The sequence below is a fragment of the Borrelia hermsii DAH genome (assembly GCF_023035675.1).
GTDB lineage: Bacteria > Spirochaetota > Spirochaetia > Borreliales > Borreliaceae > Borrelia > Borrelia hermsii.
Window position 1 is genome coordinate 187,603 of record NZ_CP073136.1, and the last position, 24,213, is coordinate 211,815.

The following is a 24,213-nucleotide window of genomic DNA, read 5'->3' on the forward strand; positions in this document are numbered from 1 at the left end:
CCTATAATTAAACCTCTCAGGAAGTTTTTAATTTTTTATTTCATAAACAATTTTTTTAAAAGTTTCAATATCTTCAATTGCTAAATTAGATAAAATTTTTCTATTAAGTTTAATATTAGACTTTTTCAAACCTTCAAAAAATCTTGAATAAGTAATTCCCATACCCGTTAAAGCAGCAGAAATCCTTACAATCCATAAACTTCTAAAATCTCTCTTACGAGCCTTTCTATCTCTTGTAGCATACATCATGCCTTTACGAAGAGTATCTTTAGCTTTTTTATAGTTACTTTTCTTAGTACCCCAAAAACCCTTAGTTTTCTTTAAGAGCCTCTTTCGCCTTGCAACGTGAACTATCCCGTTCTTAACTCTAGCCATATAATCTCCTTAAATCAAATTTAAGCATAAGGCAATAAGGTCTTGATTCTCTTAGTTTCAGAACTTGAAACCAAACCTGACTTACCCAACTTCCTTCTTCTTTTTGAAGACTTTTTTGTTAAAATATGTCTCAAATTTTGCTTCTTATATTTAACTTTACCTTTTGAAGTAAAAGCATATCTTTTTCTTGCACTTTTACATGTTTTCATTTTTGACATTCACATCTCCTTATTACTTACTTCTTAGACTTAGGTGCAATAACTAAAAACATTGTCTTGCCTTCCATCTTAGCTGGCGACTCTAAAATATAATTAGCATCACCTATCCTTTCAAGAATACCCTCTAAAATTCCATAGCCCAAATGAGTATGAGCAAGTTCACGTCCCCTAAATCTTATAGTAACTTTTACCTTATTGCCTTCTTTAAGGAACCCTAAAATATTTCTATACTTAAAATCAAGATCATGAGTATCTATTTTGGGCTGCATCCTAACTTCTTTAAGTTTAATTATTTTTTGATTTTTTCGTTGCTCTTTTTGACGCTTCCCCTGATGAAATTTATATTTTCCATAATCAATTATCTTGCAAACAGGGGGCAATACATTTGGAGAAACTTCAACCAAATCAAGCTCAGCATCCCTAGCGCATCTCATAGCATCTTCAATTGGCAAAACAGATTGAGTCCCATCATCAAAAATAACCCTCACCTCACGAGCCTTAATCTTATGATTAATTCGCAACTCTTTATCGCCTGATCTTGACCTATCCCTATCCTTACCGGCACTTCTATTTATCATCTAAAAATACTCACTCCTCAAACAGCATTAATCAATAACTAATTTTAATATACCTTCTCTAAAAAGTAAATTCAAAGACATATCTCTTAAACACAATAAGAAAAAGAATTCTTCAAAACTCTAAAAAGTAAAAATTTCATTGATTAATGAATAATTTAAAAGTAAAATTTATTTATTATGAATATATTTTTACTAACAAGCCTACCTTTAGTTTTTAAAATATACATGCTAATAAAACATCCTCAACTAAAGCCAATCAGACAAAGTTATATCAATTCAACATCAATATTACTTGCAATGACCATTTTTTCCTTACTATATCTAACAGAAGAATTCATATTATATAAGAACCTGCTCATAAACTATCAAACAAAATTCAGTCTAGCATATTCAATATTCGTTAAAGAACAAATCTATTACTATGTCTTCCCATTATTTATATTCACATTTTTTTTTACATTCAATCCAAACTCATTGCTTAAAAAAAATCCAATATTTTTAATATACTTTGCATTTGGATTACTACTTTCTAAAAATTTAGCACTCATCATAACAAATAGTAAAGTTTTTGGCACATATGAATATATCAAAATACCGCTTCTACATATATTAGAATTAATATTTACAGCAATGATATGCGAAAAAGGAATACGCCTTCATATAACACAAAACATAAATGGGTATCAATTGATTTTTGTTCCTATCTTAATCTTAGAAGCAATCATCACACTTTTAAAAGTATTAATTTTAATTAACGCACAAATCTATGCTCTAATGATATCAATAATATTGCTAGGAATCATAATCTTGAATAAGAAAACCATTGGAAATGTAAAATAATGCCACATACAATAAAGACTTTTATTATTGCAATGATTTTTACCTTATGTTTCAGTTGTAAAAACAGTAAAATCACAGATAAAAATTTTAGTTATATCATAATTTTTTCCGACGTAACGGAATATTTTTTCAAAATTGAAAATACTCCATTCATACAAGAGGAAACACTCTTTATCAATGAAAAAGATATTGAAATTATTAAAGACAAACTAAATAATGTAAAAAAAATACTCTTAACACATAAATCAAGTAATGACATATTTAATGACATAATTAATGTCAATACAATTAAAAAAAAAACCTTCTATCTCTCTGAAGTAAAGTTTTCATTAAAAAAAGCAATAGATTTTATATTCAATGACCCCTCAATAGACTTAACAACCTCATTAATAATGAAAGACAACACACTAAATCAAGAAGATTCAGAACACTTGGAAAAAAGTGCAAAAGAGCAGAATATAAACATTACCATAATAGATGACAAAAACATTCAGTACTTAAAAAATTTGATTACTCCCAAGATAACAAGTGTACTTCTATTTTCAATGAAGAATAATCGCGTATTTTTAAAAAAATTAGCAGAATCAGCCTTTTTCAAAAAAATAGAATTTATATTGATTGGAAATACTAAAAAAGATTTCAAAGAAGTTAATGCAAAATACATAATCAGCATTAATGAACTTGATTTAATCGAAATAACACAAAACATTAATAAAAATTTTCAATACGAATTCAACATTTATAACAAAACAACATAAATCTGATCATAAACCAACATATACTTACGTAAATTAACAAGTAACAATTGATAAAAAACATTAATTACTGATAAAAAATTATCAAATCAAATCTTTAAATAAATCCTTAAAGTTATCATAAAGCGCAGTTACAACACTATCTACATCACAATTTTTAATTTTTGCTATCTCAAGACATGTATATCCTAAAAAAAGTGGAGCATTAATCTTACCCCTCAAAGGAACTGGAGCTAAAAATGGACTGTCTGTTTCAATTAAGATATCTTTAATATTTAATTTTTTTAAAACTTCCCTTAAAGGCTCTGAATTTTTAAAAGTTAAATTACCTGCAAAAGATATCTTAAATCCAAAATCAATAAATTTTTTAGCATACTCATAAGTACCAGAATAACAATGTAATATTCCCCTACTTATGAAATTGGAAGATTTAATAATATTGTAAATATCATCATAAGCTTCTCTGACATGCAAAATGACAGGTTTTTTATATTTACTAGCCAAATCTAATTGAATACTTAAAGCTTCAATCTGACATCTCTTATTTCCTGCCTTAAGGTAATCAAGACCAATCTCACCAACAGCAACAACGTCTTCCTTTGCTAAAATCCTCTCAATCAATTCAAAATCATCGCTTAAAGCCTTATTTAAAGGATGAATTCCAACTGTTAGTGAAATATTAGGATAAGTATCTAAGAGATGCTTTCTCTCATAAAAATCACTAGGATGCAATCCAACATCAAGAAAATAAGAAAATCCATTTCTAAAACATTCATTAATCAGATAATGAATATCGATAGAATTCTTATTAAGTTCATTAAAATGAACATGAGTGTCTATTAACTTTTTCAAAAAAATAGATCTTTCAAAATCAAGCTTCATGTATCCAGCTTCTTTTTAAGGTTATTAATATAGTCAATAATGGTAACATTCTTCATTCCAAGTTGCAAGAAACTTGACAAAATATCTACAGCATCTCCAATCTGCCCTAATGCCTCATAACACTCAGCAGCATTTACATACAGTATTGAGTTTTTGGGATTGGTTTTTATCAGATTTTTAATAGCTGATAATGCCTCTTCATACTGCCCCTGTTCTTTTTGAAGGAGTGCAAGGCCAAGTATAGCAAACATATCGAAATCAACATCAAGAGCTTTTTTATAATAAATTTGTGCATTATCATACTCTTTCAAGTACCGATACGTATCCCCTACTCTTGTTAAAACTAAATTATTCTTTGAATCCCGCTCTATTATCGTAAGCCAATATTTTAAGGCTTCATGATACTCTTTATTTCCTCTATAGCAATCAGCAAGTCCAAAAATAGCATAAAAATTATTAGGTGAGATTTCCAAAGCTCTTTTAAAAAAATAAATTCCCTTACTAAATTCCTTTAATTTTCTATAACAATTCCCAATCGAAGTTAAAACACGAACATCGATCTTAACCTGATTTATTTCATACATCTTAAGCCAATATTTCAACGCCTCTTTATATTCCTTAAAGTCATAATACAAATGTCCAATACCAACAAGAGCATAATCATTATCAGGCACAAGCTCTAATACTCTTAAGTACGATTGCCTAGATTTTTGAAAATTTTTTAATTTTCTATAAGAAGAAGCAACTCTTGTAAGAACCGTAATATTTTCAGAATCATATTTTAAATATTCTTCCCATACATCTGTAGCCTTCTTATAATCACCTAAACTCCTATAACAATCTCCCAAACCAAAAAGCGCATAATTATTATTTGAATGTTTAGCAAGGCATCTTTGATAATAAATTATAGCTTTATCAAAATTTCTCTTCTTCCTTTCAATGTCTCCAAGTCCAACAAGAGCATAATTATTATCATCATCCTTTTGTAAGATATCATCAAACAATTCTTCTGCTTCAGAAAGTCTCTCTTCTTTTATTAACTGATATCCCCTTTTGGATTTTTCAGTAACATCAAGAAGCTCATTATCAGAAATTTGCGAGATATCCCCAAAATCACATAAAAGTTTCTTGTCTAACATAAATACCCCTTCTTAACTGGTTTATTAAAGACATAACATTCACTTCATATATGCTATTTAAAAAAAACATATAAGTCATATTCATATATAAACATATCAAGATATTAATAAATCTTTAACATCCAATCTCAATAAACATATTATATAAAAAATTAAAAAAATATACTTAATTTTGCATACTTAAACTTATTTATTTGTATTGCAAATAAAGCCTAGTAGATAAAATTCATGGGCAATTATAACAAAAAAAATCAAAAGTAGGATAAAATATTACTACTTTACTAGGAGAAAATTAAGATGTTTTTAGAAAAATTAAGTCCCATTGAAAGCAAAATAAAAATACTTGAAGAAAAATTACAAGACATAAATTTAGTGAAAAACCAAAAAGAATATGCAAAAACAGTAAAAGAATATAACTATCTAGAAAAAATTAAAGCAAAAAAAGATGAATATGAAAACATATTAAGCCAAATCAATGAGAATCAAAAAATTTTGTCCGAAGAAGAAAACTTAGAAATGAAAGAACTCGTAAAACAGGAATTAGCACATTTAAACCTCAAAAAAGATGAAGTTGAACATATGATCAAAATATTACTCTTACACCAAGATGAAAATGACAGTAAAAATATCATTATTGAAATTAGAGCTGGAACAGGAGGAGAAGAAGCTGCACTTTTTGCACATAATCTTTATGAAATGTATACAAAATATTCTGAGAAAAAAAAATGGAAAACAGAGCTTATTAACTTTAATGAAACGGAACTTGGTGGATTTAAAGAAGTAAGTTTTGAAATAAAGGGTAAAGATGTATTTAAAAAATTAAAACATGAAAGCGGGGTACATAGAGTCCAAAGAGTTCCTATAACAGAATCCAATGGAAGACTTCAAACCTCAGCAGCAACTGTTGCTGTGCTGCCTGAAGTTGAAGATACTGACATTGAAATTAATGAAAAAGATTTAAGAATAGATGTTTACAGATCCTCTGGTGCTGGGGGCCAACATGTAAACACAACAGACTCTGCTGTTAGAATTACACATCTACCCACAGGAATCGTGGTACAATGTCAAAATGAAAGAAGTCAGCACAAAAATAAAGATCAGGCTATGAAAATATTAAGAGCCAGACTTTATGAATTTGAAAACCTCAAAAAACAAGAACAACGCTCAAATGACAGAAAGCAACAAGTAGGTTCAGGTGATAGGTCTGAAAGAATTAGAACATACAATTTCCCACAAAATAGAGTAACAGACCATAGGGCAAATATTAGTCTTTATAAACTAGAAGAAATTATGCAAGGAGAACTTGATTTTCTTCTCGACACACTAGCTCTAAAATTTCAAGAACAATCACTAAAAGATAATTCAATTTAATTTCTTCTAATGACAATAAACGAAGCAATAAAGAGTTCAAAACAACATAACTTAAATACTCTTGAGATTTTATTACTACTTGAAAAAATCTTAAAGAATCGAAAAGAATTAATTCTGGCAAATACAAATAAGACTTTAACAAAACAAGAAGAACATAAATTACTGAGTCAAATAAAAAACATAAAATCAGGCACACCCATAAACTACATACTTGGAACAAAGGAATTCATGGGAATCAAGTTTTACATAAACAAACATGTGCTAATTCCTAGAGCAGATACAGAATGCCTAGTAGAAGAAGCTTTAATTCAAATTAAAAAGCACAACTTAAATAGAATCTTAGATTTATGTTGCGGGAGTGGGTGCATTGGATTAACAATTGCATATTATCTTAAGCGCAAAGTAACACTATCAGATATTTCGACTAAAGCCTTAAGGGTATCATTAAGAAACACACAAAGACTAAAATTAGAAAATTATATAGAAATACAACATTCGGATCTGTTAAAATACATAGATAAAGAGTTTGAGCTAATAATCACTAATCCTCCTTATTTAAATAAAGATGAACTAAAAATAAAGGAAAAATTAGCAAAAGAACCAAGAATAGCTCTTTTAGGATTTGGAAGAGATGGGCTTAAGATTCCAAAAAAAATAATAATACAGGCAAAACATAAGCTCACCAAAAATGGCCTCTTAATAGTAGAAATGGCTCCATGGCAAACAAACTCTCTAAAAAAATTTGCAATCCAGGAAGGTTTTGAATATTTGAAAACCATATATGACATTGAAAACAGAGAAAGGGCATTGGTCCTAAGGATAAAGCATGATACAAGTCTATGAAATTGCATACCTACTTAAAATAAATGATATTGATAAACTAAAAAACATTTTTAGAAAAATTGTCAATAATACTTATCAAGATGAGATTCAAAAAAAATTAATATTTAAAGCTCTTGAAATATCAGAACAATTACATTACGGACAATATAGAGAAAGTAAAGAGCCCTACATAATCCATCCAATAATGGTTGCATTATTTCTCATAAAATTTCAACTAGACTTTAAAACAATAATAGCTGGCCTATTGCACGACGTTCTTGAAGATACGAGTGTGAAAAAGGAAGAAATAATTAAAGAATTTGATCAAGAAGTTTTAAGTCTAATTGATGGTGTAACCAAAATTCATGACTTACACAATAAAACAAGAGCAATCAAAGAAGCAAATACCATTTCAAAAATGTTTTTTGCAATGACCCATGATATTAGAATAATAATCATAAAACTTGCAGATAAATTACATAATATGGCAACCCTTTCGCACTTACCTAAAAACAGAAGGGAAAGAATTGCAAGAGACTGTCTTGCCACTTACGTACCAATTGCAGAAAGACTTGGTATTTCATCTCTTAAAATATATCTTGAAGATTTATCATTAAAATATCTTTATCCAAAAGAATATAAAGAAATCAAAAATTTTCTATCCGCAACAAAAATAGAGAGAGAAAAAAAATTATATAAGGGAAAATTGATCATAGAGAAAGAACTTAAAAAAATTGGAATCGATGTCGTAATCACAGTACGCTCTAAACATTTCTACTCAATATTTAGAAAAATGAAAACAAGAAATAATAATATTGCTCAAATATTTGATACCCTGGGAATAAGAATAATTTGTAAAAAACAAAAAGAATGCTACGAAATACTAGAAATCGTACATAAGGTTTGGAAACCAATACCTGGTAGATTAAAAGACTACATAGCAATCCCTAAAGAGAATAAATATCAATCCCTACATACTACCGTCAGAATACCTGAAGACAACCAATTAATTGAAATACAAATTAGAACAGAAGAAATGGACAGAATTGCTAAATATGGTGTTGCTGCTCACTGGCTTTACAAAGAACAAGTTGAATTAAAAGCAGATGATATATCATTTATCAACCGAATCAAAAAATGGCAACAAGAATCAGTTAACAAAAATCAATATTCAATGTACGACATACACAAAGAACTCTTAAACACATTTATATATGTATATACACCGGAAGGAGAAATAGTAGAACTCCCATTTGGCTCAAACTCAATTGACTTTGCGTACACAATACATACAGATATTGGGGATCAAGCACTTTACGCAAAAATCAATGGCAAAATTAGCTCACTAACTAAACCATTGAAAAATGAACAAATTGTTGAAATATTTACCTCTCCAGAAGCAAAACCTGATGTAATTTGGCTAAATAGCGTTAGAACAAAAAAAGCACGCTCAAAAATTCGATCTTGGCTTAATAAAAATGATAATACAATATTTGTAGATAATAATATAATTGCATACCTTATTGGGGAGAATAAGGAACAAAAAAGACTCTTCAGTCTGTTTAAATCTTTAACAAAAGACAAACTAAAAAGTATTACAATAGCCTCTGACTGTAATCCATTAACAGATGAAGACATCATCGGAATAATACAAAAAGACACAATAGTAGTTCACAAAGAACATTGTAAAGAAATAATACATCAGAAAAAAAGCCATCTTGTAGAAGTAGAATGGGAAGCAACACCAACAAGGAAAGTATATCATATTATAATATTTTTAAAGAATTTAAAAGGTCTTTTTAATTATTTAGATAACCTTTTTACAATCTTTGACGTAAGACTTATTAGTGAAAAAATAGAAGATTGCGGGAATGGACATGGAATAATCAACATAATCATATCATCAAATGCCAAAAACGTATCAATGATTCTTACTTCCCTTAAAGAAAATCCCAATGTACTCCAAATAATGCAAGTAGAAGAAGATATAAAAAATTATGATAATTAAGATATTACTCTTAATCTTAATACACGCATTAATTCCACATAAAATAATAAAAGCTGACGAGAGAGAACAATGTAGCAAACAAATAAGAAAACATATTACAAAAATCAATGAATTAAATGGTTCCTTAGAACAAACAAAACGAATAGGCAACATTTATAATTACATAAAGCAATACTTTCTAGAAAATAATATTCAATACAAAGAACACTCACTTCAAGAAATTGGATTTATTGGATACTCACAAAAAACAATTCACGCAAAGATAAAAGGCATAGCAAAAACTAATTATAATATTATTATCCCAATCGAAATACAATACAACTTAAAAAATAACCTAGCAATTGCCATTGCAATCACACTAATAGATAACTTCAAGAATAAAAAGCTCAAAAACAGCCTAAACATTTATTTTATAGAAGACGATTCGCATAAACAAATATCAACAATAAGCAGTAGGTTATTATTAAATAATAATGCTCTCGAGAAAAATACAAATACAATATATTTAATGTTAAATGAAGAGAAAGAAAATAATTTAATAGACTTTAAAAATCAATCAAACATAATAAACTCAAAAACAAATCTAAGCTTTTTAGAAAATTTTATCAAAGCATTTGAAAACAATAAAGTAAACTTTAATGTATCAAAAATAAATGATAAAAATATCAATGAAATATATAACTTGTATTTAAAGGAAGAAATTCCAATTTTAATAATAAGCAACAATAAAGAACAACCATTCTTAACATATGTAAATCATAATAATCTTTGTGGCATTTACAAATCAATTGAAGAGGCAATCAAAGCTCAAAAAAATATCCAAAACGAAAATGCACTGCACTATATTATTATAAATACTCTATTTAAAAAGTGGATAATAAATGAAAATACACTTATAATAATAATATATGCTATTTACAATTTCACTATCTTAATATTCATCACAAGGTTTAAAAAAACTAGTATTATATTTAGAAAAACGAAAGAAAACTACCATAAAATCATAAAACTATTTTTCATATTATTCCTAAGTACATATATTTCTACTCTACTTACAAATAAAATGCTAAAAGCATATGAAAATTTCATAGACTATAACATTATAAATCCAATATATCTAGTAAATTTTTTTCTAACATTATTTAACTTCAATCTTATATCTTACTTCACATATAACTTTAAAATACATTTAACCCTTAAAGAACTCAAATATTTAGCAATATCAATCTCCATAATTGAACTTATTATAGTGTTATATATCAAAATAGAATTTATTTTAACCATAATCTTAAAAAACATATTAATATTCATTATTCCTAATAAAGGAAAAATTTTAAAAAAGATAGTAATAATGTTTATGTGGATAACAAATCTCATGCTAATAACGTCAATACAAACAACCTTAATGATGTCAAAACCGATCGCACTAAGTTATTTCATATCAATCTCACTCTTCTCAGCAATACTTACCAACATTGTAGAACATTTAAAACACAAAACTGCAACAATAAGACAAGAACTTAACAAATCTGAAAAGATTGAATCTATCATTCTTTTTTTAATAATTGCCATTACCATAATATCACACGACATAGAAAAAATTTCAACAATAAAAATAGATCAAATAATAAGCTTTCCAGAAAAAACTAACAAAATTAGCGTAGAATACCTACAAGACAATAGAAATACAATTGAAATCTCAACAAAAGATTTCAATTTAAACTTAGATAAAAATAAAAAACATGCAAAAAAGGAAATTAAAATACAAAAAGACTTAATAGATTTATCTTTTCAAAAAATAGATGTTGCTGAGAGAACTATCTATGAAGTTAAAATTGCCACGAATAAGATTGCAAAGCAAATTCATCTATTCCTAAAAAATGCATCCGAACTTATCATATATCAAAGCAACACACCATACAAAATAGCATCCAACAATATAATATTTACAGTAAATAATATTAAATCAAATACAATAAACATAACTTTTACGATTAAATCTCAAGAAAAAATTCAATATGATGCTTTTGCTTACTTTCATATTGATGAACACCACGTAAAAATATATGATCAGAAAACCAAAAAAGAAGTTAAGAATATTAACATAGATTATTCATACGCAATAAAGTATTCCGGAATACTTCCAAAATCTGCAAAATATGATCAAGATCCCTTTTTTAAACTCCAAAATGATAAGGAAATTGAAAATTTAAAAAATTTTAAGCTAAATTAGTTCTCCAGCCGTTTAAAATCAATTCTCTCCTTTCTCTTTGCATAACTTTGAAAAGCTAAACTTACCAAGTTATCAACCAAAGACTCATAATCAAGTCCATCATGTTCACACATCTTAGAAAACATAGAAATATCTGTAAATCCTGGGATTGTATTTATTTCATTAACATAAATCAAATTAGTATCTTTTTCGATCAAAAAATCAATCCTTGCCATGCCCCTAAGCTCCAAACATTTATAAGTTAAGAATGCATATTCTTTAATGTCTAATAAATGCTTCATGTCAAGACGAGCAGGAATATTAAAGACAACTGAATTTCCAGGAATAGTAGAATACTTAGCATCATAGTCATAAAATACAAAATCCTGTACAACAATTTCACCAGGAGTAAATATTTTAATCTGCTCATTTCCAATAACAGAACATTCAATCTCCCTTACCTTCATAAACTTCTCTACAACAACTGTTAAATCATACTCAAAAGCCTCTTCAATACATTTTTCAATCTGAGTATCATTATATGCAATACTTATCCCAATTGAAGAACCCAGCATAGCCGGCTTAACAATTACAGGATAATTTAAACTTTGTTTTATATCTTTTTTGATTCCTTCTTTATCTAAAAAATAATCATATTTTCTAAACCCAATAAAGGGCACTAATGGAATATTAAAACTCTTAAGCAAAAGCTTACAGAAGTACTTATTAATAGAAATAGCACTCCCCAAAATGCCAGCACCAACACAAGGAATATCCATCATTTTTAAAAATCCCTGAATAGCACCATCCTCACCTGTTCTCCCATGAACAATGGGAAACACAACATCAATTTCAAGATCCTCATCATTTACAAATATCCCACAACCAGGAATTAAACTAATAATGGCAGAACTATCTCTTTTAATTAATTCAGGAGCATCAGGAACGGAATCTAATAAATACCAAATCCCAGTAATTTTATCAATAAAACTTGGATACAAATTATATTTATCAAGCTTCATAAGAGCTGAATAAATCCCATAAGCAGACCTAAGAGAAATTTCATGCTCAAAAGAAACTCCTCCAAATATTAACATAAGATTTTTTTTCATCAAATCAACCCCTATCTCTCAGATTTAAAATAATATCTTTAATGACAGCTTGCTCATCCCAAAAAATACTTCGATCCTCATATATTATTGAGCTTTCATGACCCTTTCCAAGAGTAACTACCAAATCACCAGCATATGCAATATCTACTGCCTTTTCAATTGCGCTTCTCCGATCAGGAATGAAAAATAAATCTTTATTTAAAGTTTTTCCTGAAATTCCTTCTGCAATGTCTCTAATTATTTGCATACTATCCTCACTTCTTGGATCTTCATCACAAAGTATTATTATATCTGAATACCTATCAGCAATTTCTCCTTGCAACTTTCTCTTAAAAGTATCCCTCTCCCCAGCAGAACCAAAAACCGAAATTAATCTATTCTTTGCAAGTCTCTTAAACATAGGAAAAATTTTAAGAAAAGCTCCGGGTGTGTGTGCATAATCAATGATTAAAGAAAAATCCTGCCCAAAATCAACACCTTGCATTCGTCCGCAAAGACCCTCAACATTTACAAGCTTCTCAATAAGTTCTGAAATATGAATATTCATAACTTGACTAACAACAATTAAAGCTGCCATAACATTTTCGACATTGAAACTACCAGTCAAATTAACTCTAGCATCATATTTAACATCTTTATGATAAAATTCAAACTCAATAAAACCCATTTGTTCGTTAATCTTACTTACAAAAAAATCAGCATTTTTGTTCTCTAAACTATACGTATAAACCCTATTAATAGCATTTAAAAAGACAGAAAAATTATTATCATCCATATTGACAATACCAAAACCACCATTAGCATCTGCAGAAGAGAAAAGATTAAGTTTAGCATTCAAATAATGCTGCATCGTACCATGAAATTCAAGATGTTCATGGCTAATATTAGTTAAAACAGCAACAGAGTACGAAATATCAATAAGTCTTGATGTCCTAGCATCAAGACCATGCGAAGTCGATTCAACAATAGCATATTCAACATTATTCTCTACCATTTTACTTAAAACTAAATGAATTTCTGTTGACTCTGGGGTTGACTGTCTATAAGGATTTTTAACTAGAGTTCCACTTCCATCTTCAAAGAATACCGTTGAGATAAAACCAACCTTAACGCCCATAGATTTTAATAGAGTATAGATATAAAAACAAACAGAACTCTTGCCATCAGTTCCTGTAACGCCAATAATTTTCAGCTTTTTTGAAGGCTCATCATAAAAAATATGAGAGAAATTCGACATAAATCTTTTTATATTACAAGCATCAATTTTAATGTATGTTACATTGGGATCATAGGAATCAATATCATTAGTATGAACAATAACATTGCTACCCTGTTGAATTGCTGACTCAATAAATTTTTGACCATCAAAATGAAGTCCTGGAAGAGCAAAAAATACAAAACGAGATAAAACACATCTTGAATCATATGTAAGCCCCAATATTTCTACCTCACAAGACCCTCTAACTTCTTTTATCATATTCTTATCTAACTTAGATAAAATATTATTAAGCATTTTTCTATTCATACTCATAAATTCTACAAAAAACAAACTTATTTTTATAGAAAAATAAAAAAAGAGAATACCTAAACCACAAAAGATTAAAAGAGACTGTTTACAATTTAAATATTTTTTAATAAACTAACTAATGTTTAACGTGGCGCTGTACCCAAGTGGCTAAGGGAAAAGTCTGCAAAACTTTGATTCGCCGGTTCGATTCCGGTCGGCGCCTTGTAAGCCTTAAGTAAAAGCCAGCATAATTTTTTTTCCAAAGACAAACAAAATTAAAGAAAATGATTTAAAGATAAACTAAAATAATAATTATGTTAGAATTAATAATCATATTAACATTTATAATACTATCGGCAATTTTTTCAGCATCAGAAACAGCCTACACATCATTAAGCCTAATCCAACTTCAAGACATAAAGAAAAAAGGCAAGCTAGGAACAGTAGTATACAACTTAGCCCAAGATCCATCAAAACTCGTAACAACAATTCTCATTGGGAATAATATTGCAAATATAGCAGCAAGTGCCCTTACAACAAAATTTGTTCTAGATAAATATGGAAACAATGCACTAGCATTATCAACTGGAATCATAACAATAATAGTGCTTATATTCTCAGAAATATTTCCTAAACAGGTTGCGATTTTAAATAACGAGAGCATAGTTTTATCAACCTCGATCTTACTCAAGATATTAACAATCATATTCACACCAGCAATATACGTAATTAATGGAATAGTCAAAATTTTACTAAGCCTATGCAAAATAAAATCAAGTCAAAAAATGACTAAAGATAGCATAAAAAACATGTTATTTTTAGCCGAAAAATTAGGAATATTAGAAAATGACGACAGAATATTCATGCAAAAAATGTTAAACATAGGAGAAGTCAGAGCCTCTGAAGTTATGACACACCGAACAGAAGTATTCTCACTATCAAGCGCATCAAAATTAAAAGATAAAATTAAATTAATTAAAAAAGAAGGATATTCCAGAATTCCCGTATACAAAGGTCAAAATAGAGAACAAATAATAGGAATTTTAATAACCAAAGACCTAATTGAAATAAGTAAAAAAAAACTTGAAAAAAACATTATTAAATTTGTAAAACCTGCTGTTTTTGTACAGCAAAACAAGAGGATAAAAGATATACTAGATATCATGAGACAAAAACAAAAAATAATGGCAATTGTTATTGACGAATATGGAGGATTTTCAGGAATACTTACAATAGAAGATATAGTAGAGAAGATCTTTGGTGCAATATTTGATGAATATGATTTCGAAGAAAAAAAACAACTTATTACTAAAAAAGATGAAAACATTTACCTAATATCAGGCGAGACCACATTTGATGAGATTGAGGAAACAGTTGGAATAAAAATTCAACATAAAGATTACATAAACACAATTGGAGGATACATCATGGATTTACTTGATAAAATACCCACGAGCGGAGAACAGGTTAATACAGAACATGGGGAATATTTAATAGAGGAAATACAGAACCACAAAATCAAAAAAATAACATTTAAAAAATTTGAAAAGGAATAAAAATGAATAAAAATACTTGGGACATGATCTTGTATTACTTAAAGTCCAACTTAAACACAAAATACGCCCTAAGAAAAATTAAAACATAAAGGACTTAAAAATAAAAATATATGATTTTTTGGAAATAAATAATAAAAAGGAGGAAAAATGTTAAATAACATCTTAAAATTTTTCAATAAAACATATGAATACATGATAATTTTAATTATACTAGTAATTATATTAATAATAACAATTGCAAATATTTTTGTGGTTGGTCCATCTGAGGAAGCCATTGTCCTGCGTCTTGGCAAGTTAAATAGAATACTTGAACCGGGAATACATATAAAAATTCCATTAATTGAAGAAAAAGCAATTGTACCGGTAAAGATCGTACAAGAAGTTAAATTTGGTTTTAATGCAAACAATAATATAGAAGCTAATTTGGATGAAAATGAAGGAATAATTATTACTGGTGACTTGAATATAATTAAAGTTGAATGGCTAGTACAATATAAAATCAGCGATCCATATGCTTTCATGTTTAAAGTAGAAGATCCAGAAAAAACCATAATAGATATTGCAAAATCATCAATGAACAGATTAATTGGGGACAATACTATTTTTGAGATAATTAATGATAATAGGGTTGGTGTTACAGAAGGAGTAAAAGCCTCTATGAATGAAATTATAAAAACATATGATTTAGGAATTGATATTGTGCAAGTACAAATCAGAAATGCTATGCCGCCAAAGGGAAAAGTTTATGAGGCATTTGAAGATGTTAATATTGCAATCCAAGATAAAAATAAATTTGTTAATGAGGGAAGGAAAGAATTTAATCAAATTATCCCAAAAATTAGAGGAGAAGCACTTAAAGTGCTAGAAGAAGCTAAGGGATATAAAGAAAGCAGAATAAATAATGCACTAGCTGATACTGCTATCTTTAATGCAATTCTAAATGCATACATCCAAGATCCAGAAATTACAATAGAGAGAATCTATAACGAAACAATGAGGGAAATTCTTGAAAGCAGAGACAACATTGAAATAATTGACAAAAACTTAAATAATTTCCTTCCATTTAAGGAGGTTAAGTAAGATGAAATACATACTAAGATTTTTATTCTCTATAGCTAAGATTTTAGCTTTTACATTAACATTTGGATTAGTATCGTTAGCCATAATGCAACCACTCTATATTTTAAGAGAAAATGAAATTTCAATTACTACAAGACTTGGTAAAATTGAAAGAACTGAAAACACGGCAGGACTTAAATATAAAATCCCATTTATTGAAAATGTACAAATATTTCCCAAAAATATACTTAGATGGGATGGAGAACCTCAAAGAATTCCAACAGGAGGAGAAGAAAAACAATTAATCTGGATAGATACAACTGCTAGGTGGAAAATTGTAGATGTTAATCAATTCTATACAGCAATCAAAACAATGAACCGAGCTTCCACAATAATCAATGCAGCTATTGAGCCTGCGGTTAGAGGTGTTATTGCCAAGTATCCTTTACTTGAAATTATTAGAAGTTCAAATGATCCAATTCAACGTCTATCTGATGGAATTTTAACACCACAAGACGCTACAGATAATACAACTTACAAGATCACAAAGGGTCGTAAAATAATTGAAAATGAAATAATCGAAGTTTCCAATCAAAATACAAAAGACAATGGAATTGAAATTGTCGATGTTCTGATTAGAAAAATAGGTTATGATCCAAGTTTAATTGACTCTGTACATAATAGAATGATTTCAGAAAGGCAACAAGTTGCAGAAGAACAAAGAAGTACAGGAATTGCCGAGAAAACAGAAATTCTTGGTAGCATTGAGAAAGAAAAGTTAAAGTTATTAAGTGAAGCAAAAGCTGAAGCAGCCAAAATTAAAGCTGAAGGAGACCATGAGGCTGCAAAAATTTATGCAAATGCCTATAGCAAAAATGTTGAATTTTACAAATTTTGGCAAGCACTAGAGAGTTACAAAGCAACTCTTAAAGACAAACGAAAAATATTCTCAACAGATATGGATTTCTTTAAATACTTACATAATAAAAAATAAAAAAATTAATATGAAAAATTCATTTAAAACAGAATCTTAAATGAATAAATATTTAAAGAACAACGCATTAAAATGAGCAAAAAGTAAATTACAAAGAATGGGCCAATATTTAATTATATTGTTGAGCCCATTCTAATAAATACTTAAAATAATGATAATTTCATCAATACTAAACTCTAGTGAAAAATTGTAAAAGATTGAAATAATTATTACTATAAAAAATCATTCTTTATGCACTTCATTATAATATTCTAAAAACTAAAAACAATAGTCACTATGCTTAATAAAAGAAAAAACCAATAAAAAATGATTAATGCAAAAAATTACAAATAATTTTTATTGACAAAAAACCTTGTTTATGAAAGAATTACTTTTGTTAATAAAAATTACGATCTTAAAAAGAAAACCTAGCCACTGTAGCTCAGTTGGTAGAGCATAGGACTGAAAATCCTTGTGTCAGGAGTTCGATTCTCCTCGGTGGCAATATAAGTTAAAAAATTTTGTCTATAACAATGCAGCCAAAATTAAAAAGAGAAAAGATAAACTTTAAGTCTCAACTGTTAAGAGGCTATATAAAAATTATATAATAAGTATAGCTGCATCTCAATTGGTAAAGCATGGGATAAAATCTTTGTCTCACAAATCCAATTATCTTAGACAACAATACTTAAAGCGTTAAGAGGACTCCTAATGATTCTCAAAGAAATAAAAAAAGTAGAAGATTTAACAGAAAAGGATATCATTTTTTCAAAGATTGGAAATTTAGCTAAGCTCAGTACAAGAGTAAATGAAAAAATAATCGAGCTCTTAAATAAAGGCAATGTTTCACATATCCCAGTAATAAATAATCACGAAAATATTCCACATGAAAAGCTAATAAATACAGTTAATGAAGAGCTTCTAAACAATGAAATAAATTTTTTAAAAGAAGAACTAATAGAAGCTTTAAAAGATATCTATAAACCATTTTCAGAAAAAGATAAAATGTTTATAATAGCTGGAAGGAAAACATTAATTAATTTAAATACGCTAATGGAAAGAGAACCTGATCTTATTTACTTCAAGGAAATAATTGAGGGCAGTTTCAAGATTTTACCAAAACATAAAATAATATCTATTCAAAAAATATTACTCAAAATATATGATTATTTTAATTTCCAAAAAATTATAGACAAAGACAATATTAATAACATAAAAACAATACAAAAACTATATCTACACTCAATCAGAAGAGATTATGAATTTTTCAGGGAGCAAGTCAAAACAGAAGGCGACTCTATATTACTACATGCAATTGATACTACGATTTACTTTTTAATAACTATTGCCCAGTTAAATAAAGAAAGGGCAGCAAAAGATGCTCCACGATCAACATTAAAATTTTTCATTGACAAATCGAACTACACAGAATTCACAGAATTCTTCTACGATAATGACATAATACTACAAGCTGCACTTGGAGTATTATTACACCCAATTGGACTCATGCATACCACAATATTACAAAAATTAAGAGAAAAGATTAGTCTTAAAAACAAAGACACAAAAGAACAATATATGTCTAAAATAGAGATTTTAGAGAAAAGTATTAATGTTTCTAAAAATCTATTCAGATTAAGAGAGGATATTTCTGCTATTACAAAAATGATAATAAATGGACAAAAAAGCTATCTTAACATCAAAAATCGTGCAGAGACAACAACAAAAAAATTTACCCATGAACTCATTAGGATTTTTTGCATAATAGATATTTATGATGAAATGGTTAATCCAATAATAATCAAAGAACCCGTTAATCCCCTAGAGGCCATTGAATTTTTAATTAAAAACAGTGAAAAATACTATTGGGCAAAAGACAAACCAGAAGAATATTTAAAAAACAAAAAATTTGACATAGAAATGCTAAAAAATTTTTTAAAAATACTTGCACCATTTGATTGTGGAACAATAGTAGATGCATATACAAAGGATTACGAGGGACCTCTATTTAAAGCAGTCGTTATGAAGTACACAACAGGTATTTTGCCTATTGTGTCCATCATAAAACAAAAGGACAGATCCTATAAAATTGGAGATATACTACTAAACCTTGAATCTAGAGAAATCATCATAAAGGGGCAAAATGGAGACATTAAGAAGAGTCCATTTAAAAACACTGATAAATTTGAATTAAGACACAACATTGAAGAACTTAAAAGTGATGAATTTCAACTCTTAACTTCTATGCAAGATTAATAATCCTACACATAGGGACTAACTTTAAAAAAATCAAGCCTTGAGCCTCCATATTTTCTAGAATCATATTTAGAAAGTCTTAAAATATTGCTGTCCAGATTTTCCCTTGAAGGATAATGAATAATAATTTTTGCATCTTTATTTAAACTTTCATTTTCTGAGATTATCTTAAGCAAATTTTCTTTAAAAGAATAACCAAAAGGCGGATCAAGATAAATAAGGTCATAATACAGATCCCTTTTTTTAAGAAACAATTCAGCCTTTTTGAAACAAAACTTATAAGGTTCACTTACCACCTCAAAATTCTTAATCAAAACACTTTTAGAAGACTTATTATAATCAACAAGATGGGCAAGACTAGCTCCCCTACTTAGAGCCTCAAGGGACATTATTCCCGTACCTGCAAACACATCTAGAAAACTTGATCCTACAATCTGATTAAAAATAATAGAAAAGAATGCTTCCCTAACAATAGCCATCACAGGACGCACACCACCTATTTTAGGAAAAGCAACCTTCCATCCCTTATACTTACCTGCACTTACATGCATAAGGACAAATTCTAAATCATTTTTCAAAAAAATTAAATATTTATGATTTAAATTTTGATATAATTTTATTTAAGAGAGACAAAAAATGAAAGGTATTATCTTAGCAGCAGGGTATGGAACAAGATTCTTACCCATTACAAAAACTATTCCAAAGGAAATGCTACCAATTTTAAACAAACCGTCAATCGATTACATTATTGAAGAATTTACTAGTTCTGGAATCAAAGAAATACTAATAATAACCTCAAGAAGAAAGGGAGCTTTGGATAATTATTTTGATAGAGAAATTGAACTTGAGACTGAATTTGCTAAAAAATATAGAGAAGATTTGCTAAAAAAAATTAAACTTAAAGACATTAATATTAGCTTTATAAGGCAAAATGAAATGATGGGCACAGGTCATGCTTTACTGCAGGTAAAACCCTGGATAGGAACTGAAAGTGTAATAGTTGCATACCCTGATGATTTACATGTTGGATCCCCACCCTTAACAGCACAACTAATAGAATTGCATAAAAAAACTGGAAAAAACATATTATCTGTCATTGAAAATCCCAAAGATATCAACAGATACGGAGTAATAGAATTAAATAAAGACAATATTCATGTCAAAGACATAGTAGAAAAACCAGAAATTGGAAAAGAACCAAGCAATAAAGCATCTATTGGAAGATTCTTATATACCCATGAATTTTTCAAATTTTTAGAAGAAGGGTTTAAACTTCATCAAAAAGGAGAATATCATCATATTTATGCTTTAAAAAAACTCATGTCTGAGAACAAAGTATTATACAAAGAAATAGAAGGAGAAAGACTTGATATAGGTGATATTGGGGGTTATTTAGAAGCAATAATCAAAATTGCAAAACGCAATGATCAATTGCTACAAATCATCAAAGACTCACTAAGGACTAAATGAATATATCAACAAAATGCCAAGAGTTTTATGATGCTCTTAGCATATTAAAAAAATACATACATATAAACATAGAAGAAAAAATTTTAAGATACAGCATTTTATCAAAACTATACAAACTCAACGAAGAAGCAATTAAAGATCTTATCAAAATAAGTCAAGATTATGAACTTAAAAAAAATAAAATAAATATCACACTTGAAGAATATTATTATGAGGAAACACAGGATCAAAAAATAAAGAACTGGATCCTAGCAATAATTAGGGAAAAAAATTTATTACAAATAAAGAAAGAAACAAATCTTATTAGCAAAAGACCTGGAATAACATATAAATTAAACTCTACCAACTTTCTAAAAATAATTGAAATGCAAAATAACAGCAAATACACACAAGAAAAAAAAGAATTATATAAACAATTAATATTAAATTTCTCTAGTAACTTAAAAATAGCAAATCTAGAACCAACAATAGATATACTAATAGCCGTAAAACATAGGAACAAGGAAAAAATTAGATACATAATAAAATACAATCAATCATTTCAAAGATTATTTAAATCAAGCTTAAGAAAAAAACAAAGTAGAGTAATCAAGCTAAAAAAATTACTTATTTTAATCTACTGGCCAGTAGGGTGTCTATCCAAATCACTTTTCAATAAAATTTTAACAAAAAACTATAGATACATAATAGACGAAGTTTTAACCTTAAAGTACGACGAGATTTTAAAATACTTACAAACAATCAAAACTTTAAGTCTTAATGAAATCTTTTACAAAGGATCAAATAAAAATTCTAATTTTAATTACTTTTTCAGTGAATTTACAAAATATACCCCAAACGATTTTCAAAATACTTTAAAAACTTATTTATTTTCACTTGAAAAAACCGCAATAAAACAATACCTAGAATGGTTTTTTAAAGACAAAGTACCAAATAAATGGAAAGATTTTATATTTGCAATTGAATATATTAAAACACATAAACTGCTAAACCTAAATGCAAATATAGAAAATATGATCATAGCAAAATTTAAAGCAGAAGATTTCTTTGTATCTTTTGAAAAGATGAATTTCAACCCATATGAAAGTTCAAAAATATTTCAAAATAAATACATAAAAAAAATATTTCTACAAAATGTAATAAATTACATAAAAAACAATACGACAAAAATAGATACATACGGATGGATTGCATTTTACATCTATGCGGACAAAGATACTAAAACAAAATTCTCAAAAGATATAAAAAACTTTTTTAAGAGCAAAAATTTTGAAATTCAAAATCAAATATTTGTATATTTCCTATCCTTTTATCCAAATATTGATAAAAAACATTTTGAATTCATATCAGAAATAATGATACACCTTGATGAAGATAAAATCACAATACCTCAAGAAATAATAAAAATGCAAAAAACAAGTTCTAACAGGTTAAATTATCGTAAATCATACATTTTCATCCAATCATTAATTTTAAGAACAAGGGTATTTAAGATATTACATAAAAATATTAAACTAGAACTGCTATTTAAATTAGAAGAATTTAAAACTGAAAAACTACTACCTGCCATATGTTATATTATTTGTTATTACAAACCAGATGCACTCAAAGAAGAACAAACAATCTCACCCAAACAAAAAGAAGAAATAATAAAATTCATTACACTTTTCACTAAAGAACAAAATAAATTTGATTTTAAAACACTATGAAATATAGAAATATTTGCTTGAAAGTAATAAAATAGTACTTATAAAAGATATGAAGAAATGTTTATTATCGCTTAAAAATTTGATCATCTTGCTTATTTTACTACTTAATGCAAATTTGGCATACTCTCAAAGATTAATTAAAATTGGACAAGAAGAGATAAAAAATAAAAATTATCTACAAGCAATAAAAATCCTCAGTGAAGCTATTCAAAAATACCCAAAAGTACAAAACGGATATTATTTTTTAGCAATAGCTTATAGAGAAAATAATCAACTAACAGAAGCAGAGGGGGCTCTGCTTGATGGAATTGCAATAGGAGGGGATATTGATTACAAGTTATATTTTGAACTGGGAAACATAATGTTTAAACGAGGTGAAGGTTATTATAATCTAGCAATCAAATATTATTCCAATTCAGTTAAAAATATGCCCAATTATGACAAAGCACTTCTTAACAGAGCAAATTCTTATGTTGAACAAGGAAAAATTAATTTTAAGGAAAAAGATTATAAAAATGCATGGGATTCATACAGTATGGCAATCCATGATTATTCGCAATTTATTACACTAAGATATGAAAGTGAAAAAAAAAATTCTATTCTCCACATGATTGATCTTTTAAGAAATAAAAAAGCCGCTCTTGAAAAACTTGACAAAAGTCTCAAAAACAGAAGTGAACACATTGCCATAGGACAGCAACAAGATCATGGAAACAAAGAACCGCAAATAAATAAAAAAGAGCCTACGGGTAAAGACAAGCCTGCAGATAAAGAACCGCAAATAAATAAAAAAGAGCCTACGGGTAAAGACAAGCCTGCAGATAAAGAACCGCAAATAAATAAAAAAGAGCCTACGGGTAAAGACAAGCCTGCAGATAAAGAACCGCAAATAAATAAAAAAGAGCCTACGGGTAAAGACAAGCCTGCAGATAAAGAACCGCAAATAAATAAAAAAGAGTCTACGGGTAAAGACAAGCCTGCAGATAAAGAACCGCAAATAAATAAAAAAAGAGCCTACGGGTAAAGACAAGCCTGCAGATAAAGAACCGCAAATAAATAAAAAAGAGCCTACGGGTAAAGACAAGCCTGCAGATAAAGAACCGCAAATAAATAAAAAAGAGCCTACGGGTAAAGACAAGCCTGCAGATAAAGAACCGCAAATAAATAAAAAAGAGCCTACGGGTAAAGACAAGCCTGCAGATAAAGAACCGCAAATAAATAAAAAAGAGTCTACGGGTAAAGACAAGCCTGCAGATAAAGAACCGCAAATAAATAAAAAAAGAGCCTACGGGTAAAGACAAGCCTGCAGATAAAGAACCGCAAATAAATAAAAAAGAGCCTACGGGTAAAGACAAGCCTGCAGATAAAGAA

20 protein-coding genes, 2 tRNA genes and 1 pseudogene are annotated in these 24,213 nt (G+C 28.2%); 15 read left to right on the forward strand and 8 right to left on the reverse strand.

Features of this window, described 5'->3' with window-relative positions:
- Window positions 1–27: 27 nt before the first annotated feature.
- From rplT to infC, 3 genes are read right to left on the reverse strand one after another with little or no spacing between them, the layout of a single operon-like run.
- On the reverse strand, window positions 28–375 hold the full coding sequence (gene rplT / locus bhDAH_RS00910) for a 50S ribosomal protein L20 (RefSeq protein ID WP_012421962.1): 348 nt from the start codon (window positions 373–375) through the stop codon (window positions 28–30).
- Window positions 376–395: 20 nt separating this feature from the next.
- Window positions 396–593 (reverse strand): 50S ribosomal protein L35, encoded by a 198-nt coding sequence (gene rpmI, locus bhDAH_RS00915; RefSeq protein WP_012421963.1) that lies wholly within the window; start codon window positions 591–593, stop codon window positions 396–398.
- Between the two features lie 17 nt (window positions 594–610).
- Window positions 611–1,171, reverse strand: a complete 561-nt coding sequence (gene infC, locus bhDAH_RS00920) for a translation initiation factor IF-3 (RefSeq protein WP_012421964.1) — start codon at window positions 1,169–1,171, stop codon at window positions 611–613.
- Between the two features lie 177 nt (window positions 1,172–1,348).
- Here infC and bhDAH_RS00925 point away from each other — a divergent pair, with 177 nt between their 5' ends.
- Both bhDAH_RS00925 and bhDAH_RS00930 read left to right on the forward strand, forming a co-directional pair.
- Complete coding sequence (locus bhDAH_RS00925; protein WP_012421965.1) at window positions 1,349–2,011, forward strand: hypothetical protein; 663 nt, start codon at window positions 1,349–1,351, stop codon at window positions 2,009–2,011.
- Window positions 2,011–2,769, forward strand: coding sequence for a hypothetical protein (locus bhDAH_RS00930; RefSeq protein ID WP_012421966.1), 759 nt, complete (start codon window positions 2,011–2,013; stop codon window positions 2,767–2,769). The genes bhDAH_RS00925 and bhDAH_RS00930 overlap by 1 nt, the downstream gene beginning before the upstream one ends.
- 81 nt (window positions 2,770–2,850) lie before the next feature.
- On the opposite strand, the gene bhDAH_RS00935 is transcribed toward bhDAH_RS00930, so the two are convergent.
- Both bhDAH_RS00935 and bhDAH_RS00940 read right to left on the reverse strand, forming a co-directional pair.
- Window positions 2,851–3,648: a TatD family hydrolase gene (locus bhDAH_RS00935; RefSeq protein ID WP_012421967.1), complete on the reverse strand. Its 798-nt coding sequence runs from the start codon at window positions 3,646–3,648 to the stop codon at window positions 2,851–2,853.
- On the reverse strand, window positions 3,645–4,787 hold the full coding sequence (locus bhDAH_RS00940) for a tetratricopeptide repeat protein (RefSeq protein ID WP_012421968.1): 1,143 nt from the start codon (window positions 4,785–4,787) through the stop codon (window positions 3,645–3,647). Before bhDAH_RS00940 ends, bhDAH_RS00935 begins: the two co-directional genes overlap by 4 nt.
- A gap of 297 nt (window positions 4,788–5,084) precedes the next feature.
- Here bhDAH_RS00940 and prfA point away from each other — a divergent pair, with 297 nt between their 5' ends.
- The 4 genes from prfA to bhDAH_RS00960 are packed head-to-tail and all read left to right on the forward strand — an operon-like array spanning window position 5,085 to window position 11,221.
- Complete coding sequence (gene prfA, locus bhDAH_RS00945) at window positions 5,085–6,158, forward strand: peptide chain release factor 1 (protein ID WP_012421969.1); 1,074 nt, start codon at window positions 5,085–5,087, stop codon at window positions 6,156–6,158.
- Window positions 6,159–6,167: 9 nt separating this feature from the next.
- Window positions 6,168–7,001, forward strand: a complete 834-nt coding sequence (gene prmC, locus bhDAH_RS00950; protein ID WP_012421970.1) for a peptide chain release factor N(5)-glutamine methyltransferase — start codon at window positions 6,168–6,170, stop codon at window positions 6,999–7,001.
- Entirely contained in the window at window positions 6,985–8,988 is a 2,004-nt protein-coding gene (locus bhDAH_RS00955; protein ID WP_012421971.1) for a RelA/SpoT family protein, read from the forward strand. Before prmC ends, bhDAH_RS00955 begins: the two co-directional genes overlap by 17 nt.
- Complete coding sequence (locus bhDAH_RS00960; protein ID WP_012421972.1) at window positions 8,978–11,221, forward strand: ligand-binding sensor domain-containing protein; 2,244 nt, start codon at window positions 8,978–8,980, stop codon at window positions 11,219–11,221. The genes bhDAH_RS00955 and bhDAH_RS00960 overlap by 11 nt, the downstream gene beginning before the upstream one ends.
- Here the strand turns inward: bhDAH_RS00960 and bhDAH_RS00965 are convergent.
- A complete protein-coding gene (locus bhDAH_RS00965; protein ID WP_012421973.1) occupies window positions 11,218–12,315 on the reverse strand; it encodes a D-alanine--D-alanine ligase in 1,098 nt (365 codons plus the stop codon). The two genes, bhDAH_RS00960 and bhDAH_RS00965, sit on opposite strands and share 4 nt — an antisense overlap.
- Before the next feature lies 1 nt (window position 12,316).
- Window positions 12,317–13,837, reverse strand: a complete 1,521-nt coding sequence (locus bhDAH_RS00970; RefSeq protein WP_043924399.1) for a UDP-N-acetylmuramoyl-L-alanyl-D-glutamate--2,6-diaminopimelate ligase — start codon at window positions 13,835–13,837, stop codon at window positions 12,317–12,319.
- A 132-nt stretch (window positions 13,838–13,969) separates the two neighbouring features.
- Here bhDAH_RS00970 and bhDAH_RS00975 point away from each other — a divergent pair.
- The 6 genes from bhDAH_RS00975 to bhDAH_RS01000 all read left to right on the forward strand — a co-directional run bounded on the left by bhDAH_RS00975 (window position 13,970) and on the right by bhDAH_RS01000 (window position 19,663).
- Window positions 13,970–14,042: transfer RNA gene (locus bhDAH_RS00975), tRNA-Cys, on the forward strand.
- Between the two features lie 91 nt (window positions 14,043–14,133).
- Window positions 14,134–15,375 (forward strand): hemolysin family protein, encoded by a 1,242-nt coding sequence (locus bhDAH_RS00980; protein ID WP_012421975.1) that lies wholly within the window; start codon window positions 14,134–14,136, stop codon window positions 15,373–15,375.
- Between the two features lie 147 nt (window positions 15,376–15,522).
- Entirely contained in the window at window positions 15,523–16,455 is a 933-nt protein-coding gene (gene hflK / locus bhDAH_RS00985) for an FtsH protease activity modulator HflK (protein WP_012421976.1), read from the forward strand.
- A gap of 1 nt (window position 16,456) precedes the next feature.
- A complete protein-coding gene (gene hflC / locus bhDAH_RS00990; RefSeq protein ID WP_012421977.1) occupies window positions 16,457–17,428 on the forward strand; it encodes a protease modulator HflC in 972 nt (323 codons plus the stop codon).
- A 410-nt stretch (window positions 17,429–17,838) separates the two neighbouring features.
- Window positions 17,839–17,911: transfer RNA gene (locus bhDAH_RS00995), tRNA-Phe, on the forward strand.
- A 207-nt stretch (window positions 17,912–18,118) separates the two neighbouring features.
- Complete coding sequence (locus tag bhDAH_RS01000) at window positions 18,119–19,663, forward strand: HD-GYP domain-containing protein (RefSeq protein ID WP_012421978.1); 1,545 nt, start codon at window positions 18,119–18,121, stop codon at window positions 19,661–19,663.
- Between the two features lie 5 nt (window positions 19,664–19,668).
- Here bhDAH_RS01000 and rsmD read toward each other — a convergent pair whose 3' ends face one another.
- Entirely contained in the window at window positions 19,669–20,247 is a 579-nt protein-coding gene (gene rsmD / locus bhDAH_RS01005; RefSeq protein WP_076982453.1) for a 16S rRNA (guanine(966)-N(2))-methyltransferase RsmD, read from the reverse strand.
- 52 nt (window positions 20,248–20,299) lie between these two features.
- Between rsmD and bhDAH_RS01010 the strand changes: the two genes are divergently transcribed.
- The 3 genes and pseudogenes from bhDAH_RS01010 to bhDAH_RS01020 all read left to right on the forward strand — a co-directional run.
- Window positions 20,300–21,133: a UTP--glucose-1-phosphate uridylyltransferase gene (locus bhDAH_RS01010; RefSeq protein ID WP_012421980.1), complete on the forward strand. Its 834-nt coding sequence runs from the start codon at window positions 20,300–20,302 to the stop codon at window positions 21,131–21,133.
- The gene (locus bhDAH_RS01015; RefSeq protein ID WP_012421981.1) at window positions 21,130–22,842 is read left to right on the forward strand and encodes a BB_0208 family protein; all 1,713 of its coding nucleotides are present in this window, start codon (window positions 21,130–21,132) and stop codon (window positions 22,840–22,842) included. Before bhDAH_RS01010 ends, bhDAH_RS01015 begins: the two co-directional genes overlap by 4 nt.
- A gap of 49 nt (window positions 22,843–22,891) precedes the next feature.
- Window positions 22,892–23,542, forward strand: a pseudogene (locus tag bhDAH_RS01020) (tetratricopeptide repeat protein); the annotation flags it as partial.
- Window positions 23,543–24,213: the final 671 nt, after the last annotated feature.

What these genes read in the sequence shown, in the direction of transcription:
- prfA (WP_012421969.1), top strand. Translation starts at nt 5,085, where the DNA reads ATGTTTTTAGAAAAATTAAGTCCCATTGAAAGCAAAATAAAAATACTT.
- rpmI (WP_012421963.1), bottom strand. Translation starts at nt 593, where the DNA reads ATGTCAAAAATGAAAACATGTAAAAGTGCAAGAAAAAGATATGCTTTT.
- bhDAH_RS00955 (WP_012421971.1), top strand. Translation starts at nt 6,985, where the DNA reads ATGATACAAGTCTATGAAATTGCATACCTACTTAAAATAAATGATATT.
- bhDAH_RS01010 (WP_012421980.1), top strand. Translation starts at nt 20,300, where the DNA reads ATGAAAGGTATTATCTTAGCAGCAGGGTATGGAACAAGATTCTTACCC.
- prmC (WP_012421970.1), top strand. Translation starts at nt 6,168, where the DNA reads ATGACAATAAACGAAGCAATAAAGAGTTCAAAACAACATAACTTAAAT.
- hflK (WP_012421976.1), top strand. Translation starts at nt 15,523, where the DNA reads ATGTTAAATAACATCTTAAAATTTTTCAATAAAACATATGAATACATG.
- bhDAH_RS00970 (WP_043924399.1), bottom strand. Translation starts at nt 13,837, where the DNA reads ATGAATAGAAAAATGCTTAATAATATTTTATCTAAGTTAGATAAGAAT.
- bhDAH_RS00960 (WP_012421972.1), top strand. Translation starts at nt 8,978, where the DNA reads ATGATAATTAAGATATTACTCTTAATCTTAATACACGCATTAATTCCA.
- bhDAH_RS00935 (WP_012421967.1), bottom strand. Translation starts at nt 3,648, where the DNA reads ATGAAGCTTGATTTTGAAAGATCTATTTTTTTGAAAAAGTTAATAGAC.
- hflC (WP_012421977.1), top strand. Translation starts at nt 16,457, where the DNA reads ATGAAATACATACTAAGATTTTTATTCTCTATAGCTAAGATTTTAGCT.
- bhDAH_RS00925 (WP_012421965.1), top strand. Translation starts at nt 1,349, where the DNA reads ATGAATATATTTTTACTAACAAGCCTACCTTTAGTTTTTAAAATATAC.
- bhDAH_RS00930 (WP_012421966.1), top strand. Translation starts at nt 2,011, where the DNA reads ATGCCACATACAATAAAGACTTTTATTATTGCAATGATTTTTACCTTA.
- infC (WP_012421964.1), bottom strand. Translation starts at nt 1,171, where the DNA reads ATGATAAATAGAAGTGCCGGTAAGGATAGGGATAGGTCAAGATCAGGC.
- bhDAH_RS00940 (WP_012421968.1), bottom strand. Translation starts at nt 4,787, where the DNA reads ATGTTAGACAAGAAACTTTTATGTGATTTTGGGGATATCTCGCAAATT.
- rplT (WP_012421962.1), bottom strand. Translation starts at nt 375, where the DNA reads ATGGCTAGAGTTAAGAACGGGATAGTTCACGTTGCAAGGCGAAAGAGG.
- bhDAH_RS01015 (WP_012421981.1), top strand. Translation starts at nt 21,130, where the DNA reads ATGAATATATCAACAAAATGCCAAGAGTTTTATGATGCTCTTAGCATA.
- bhDAH_RS01000 (WP_012421978.1), top strand. Translation starts at nt 18,119, where the DNA reads ATGATTCTCAAAGAAATAAAAAAAGTAGAAGATTTAACAGAAAAGGAT.
- bhDAH_RS00980 (WP_012421975.1), top strand. Translation starts at nt 14,134, where the DNA reads ATGTTAGAATTAATAATCATATTAACATTTATAATACTATCGGCAATT.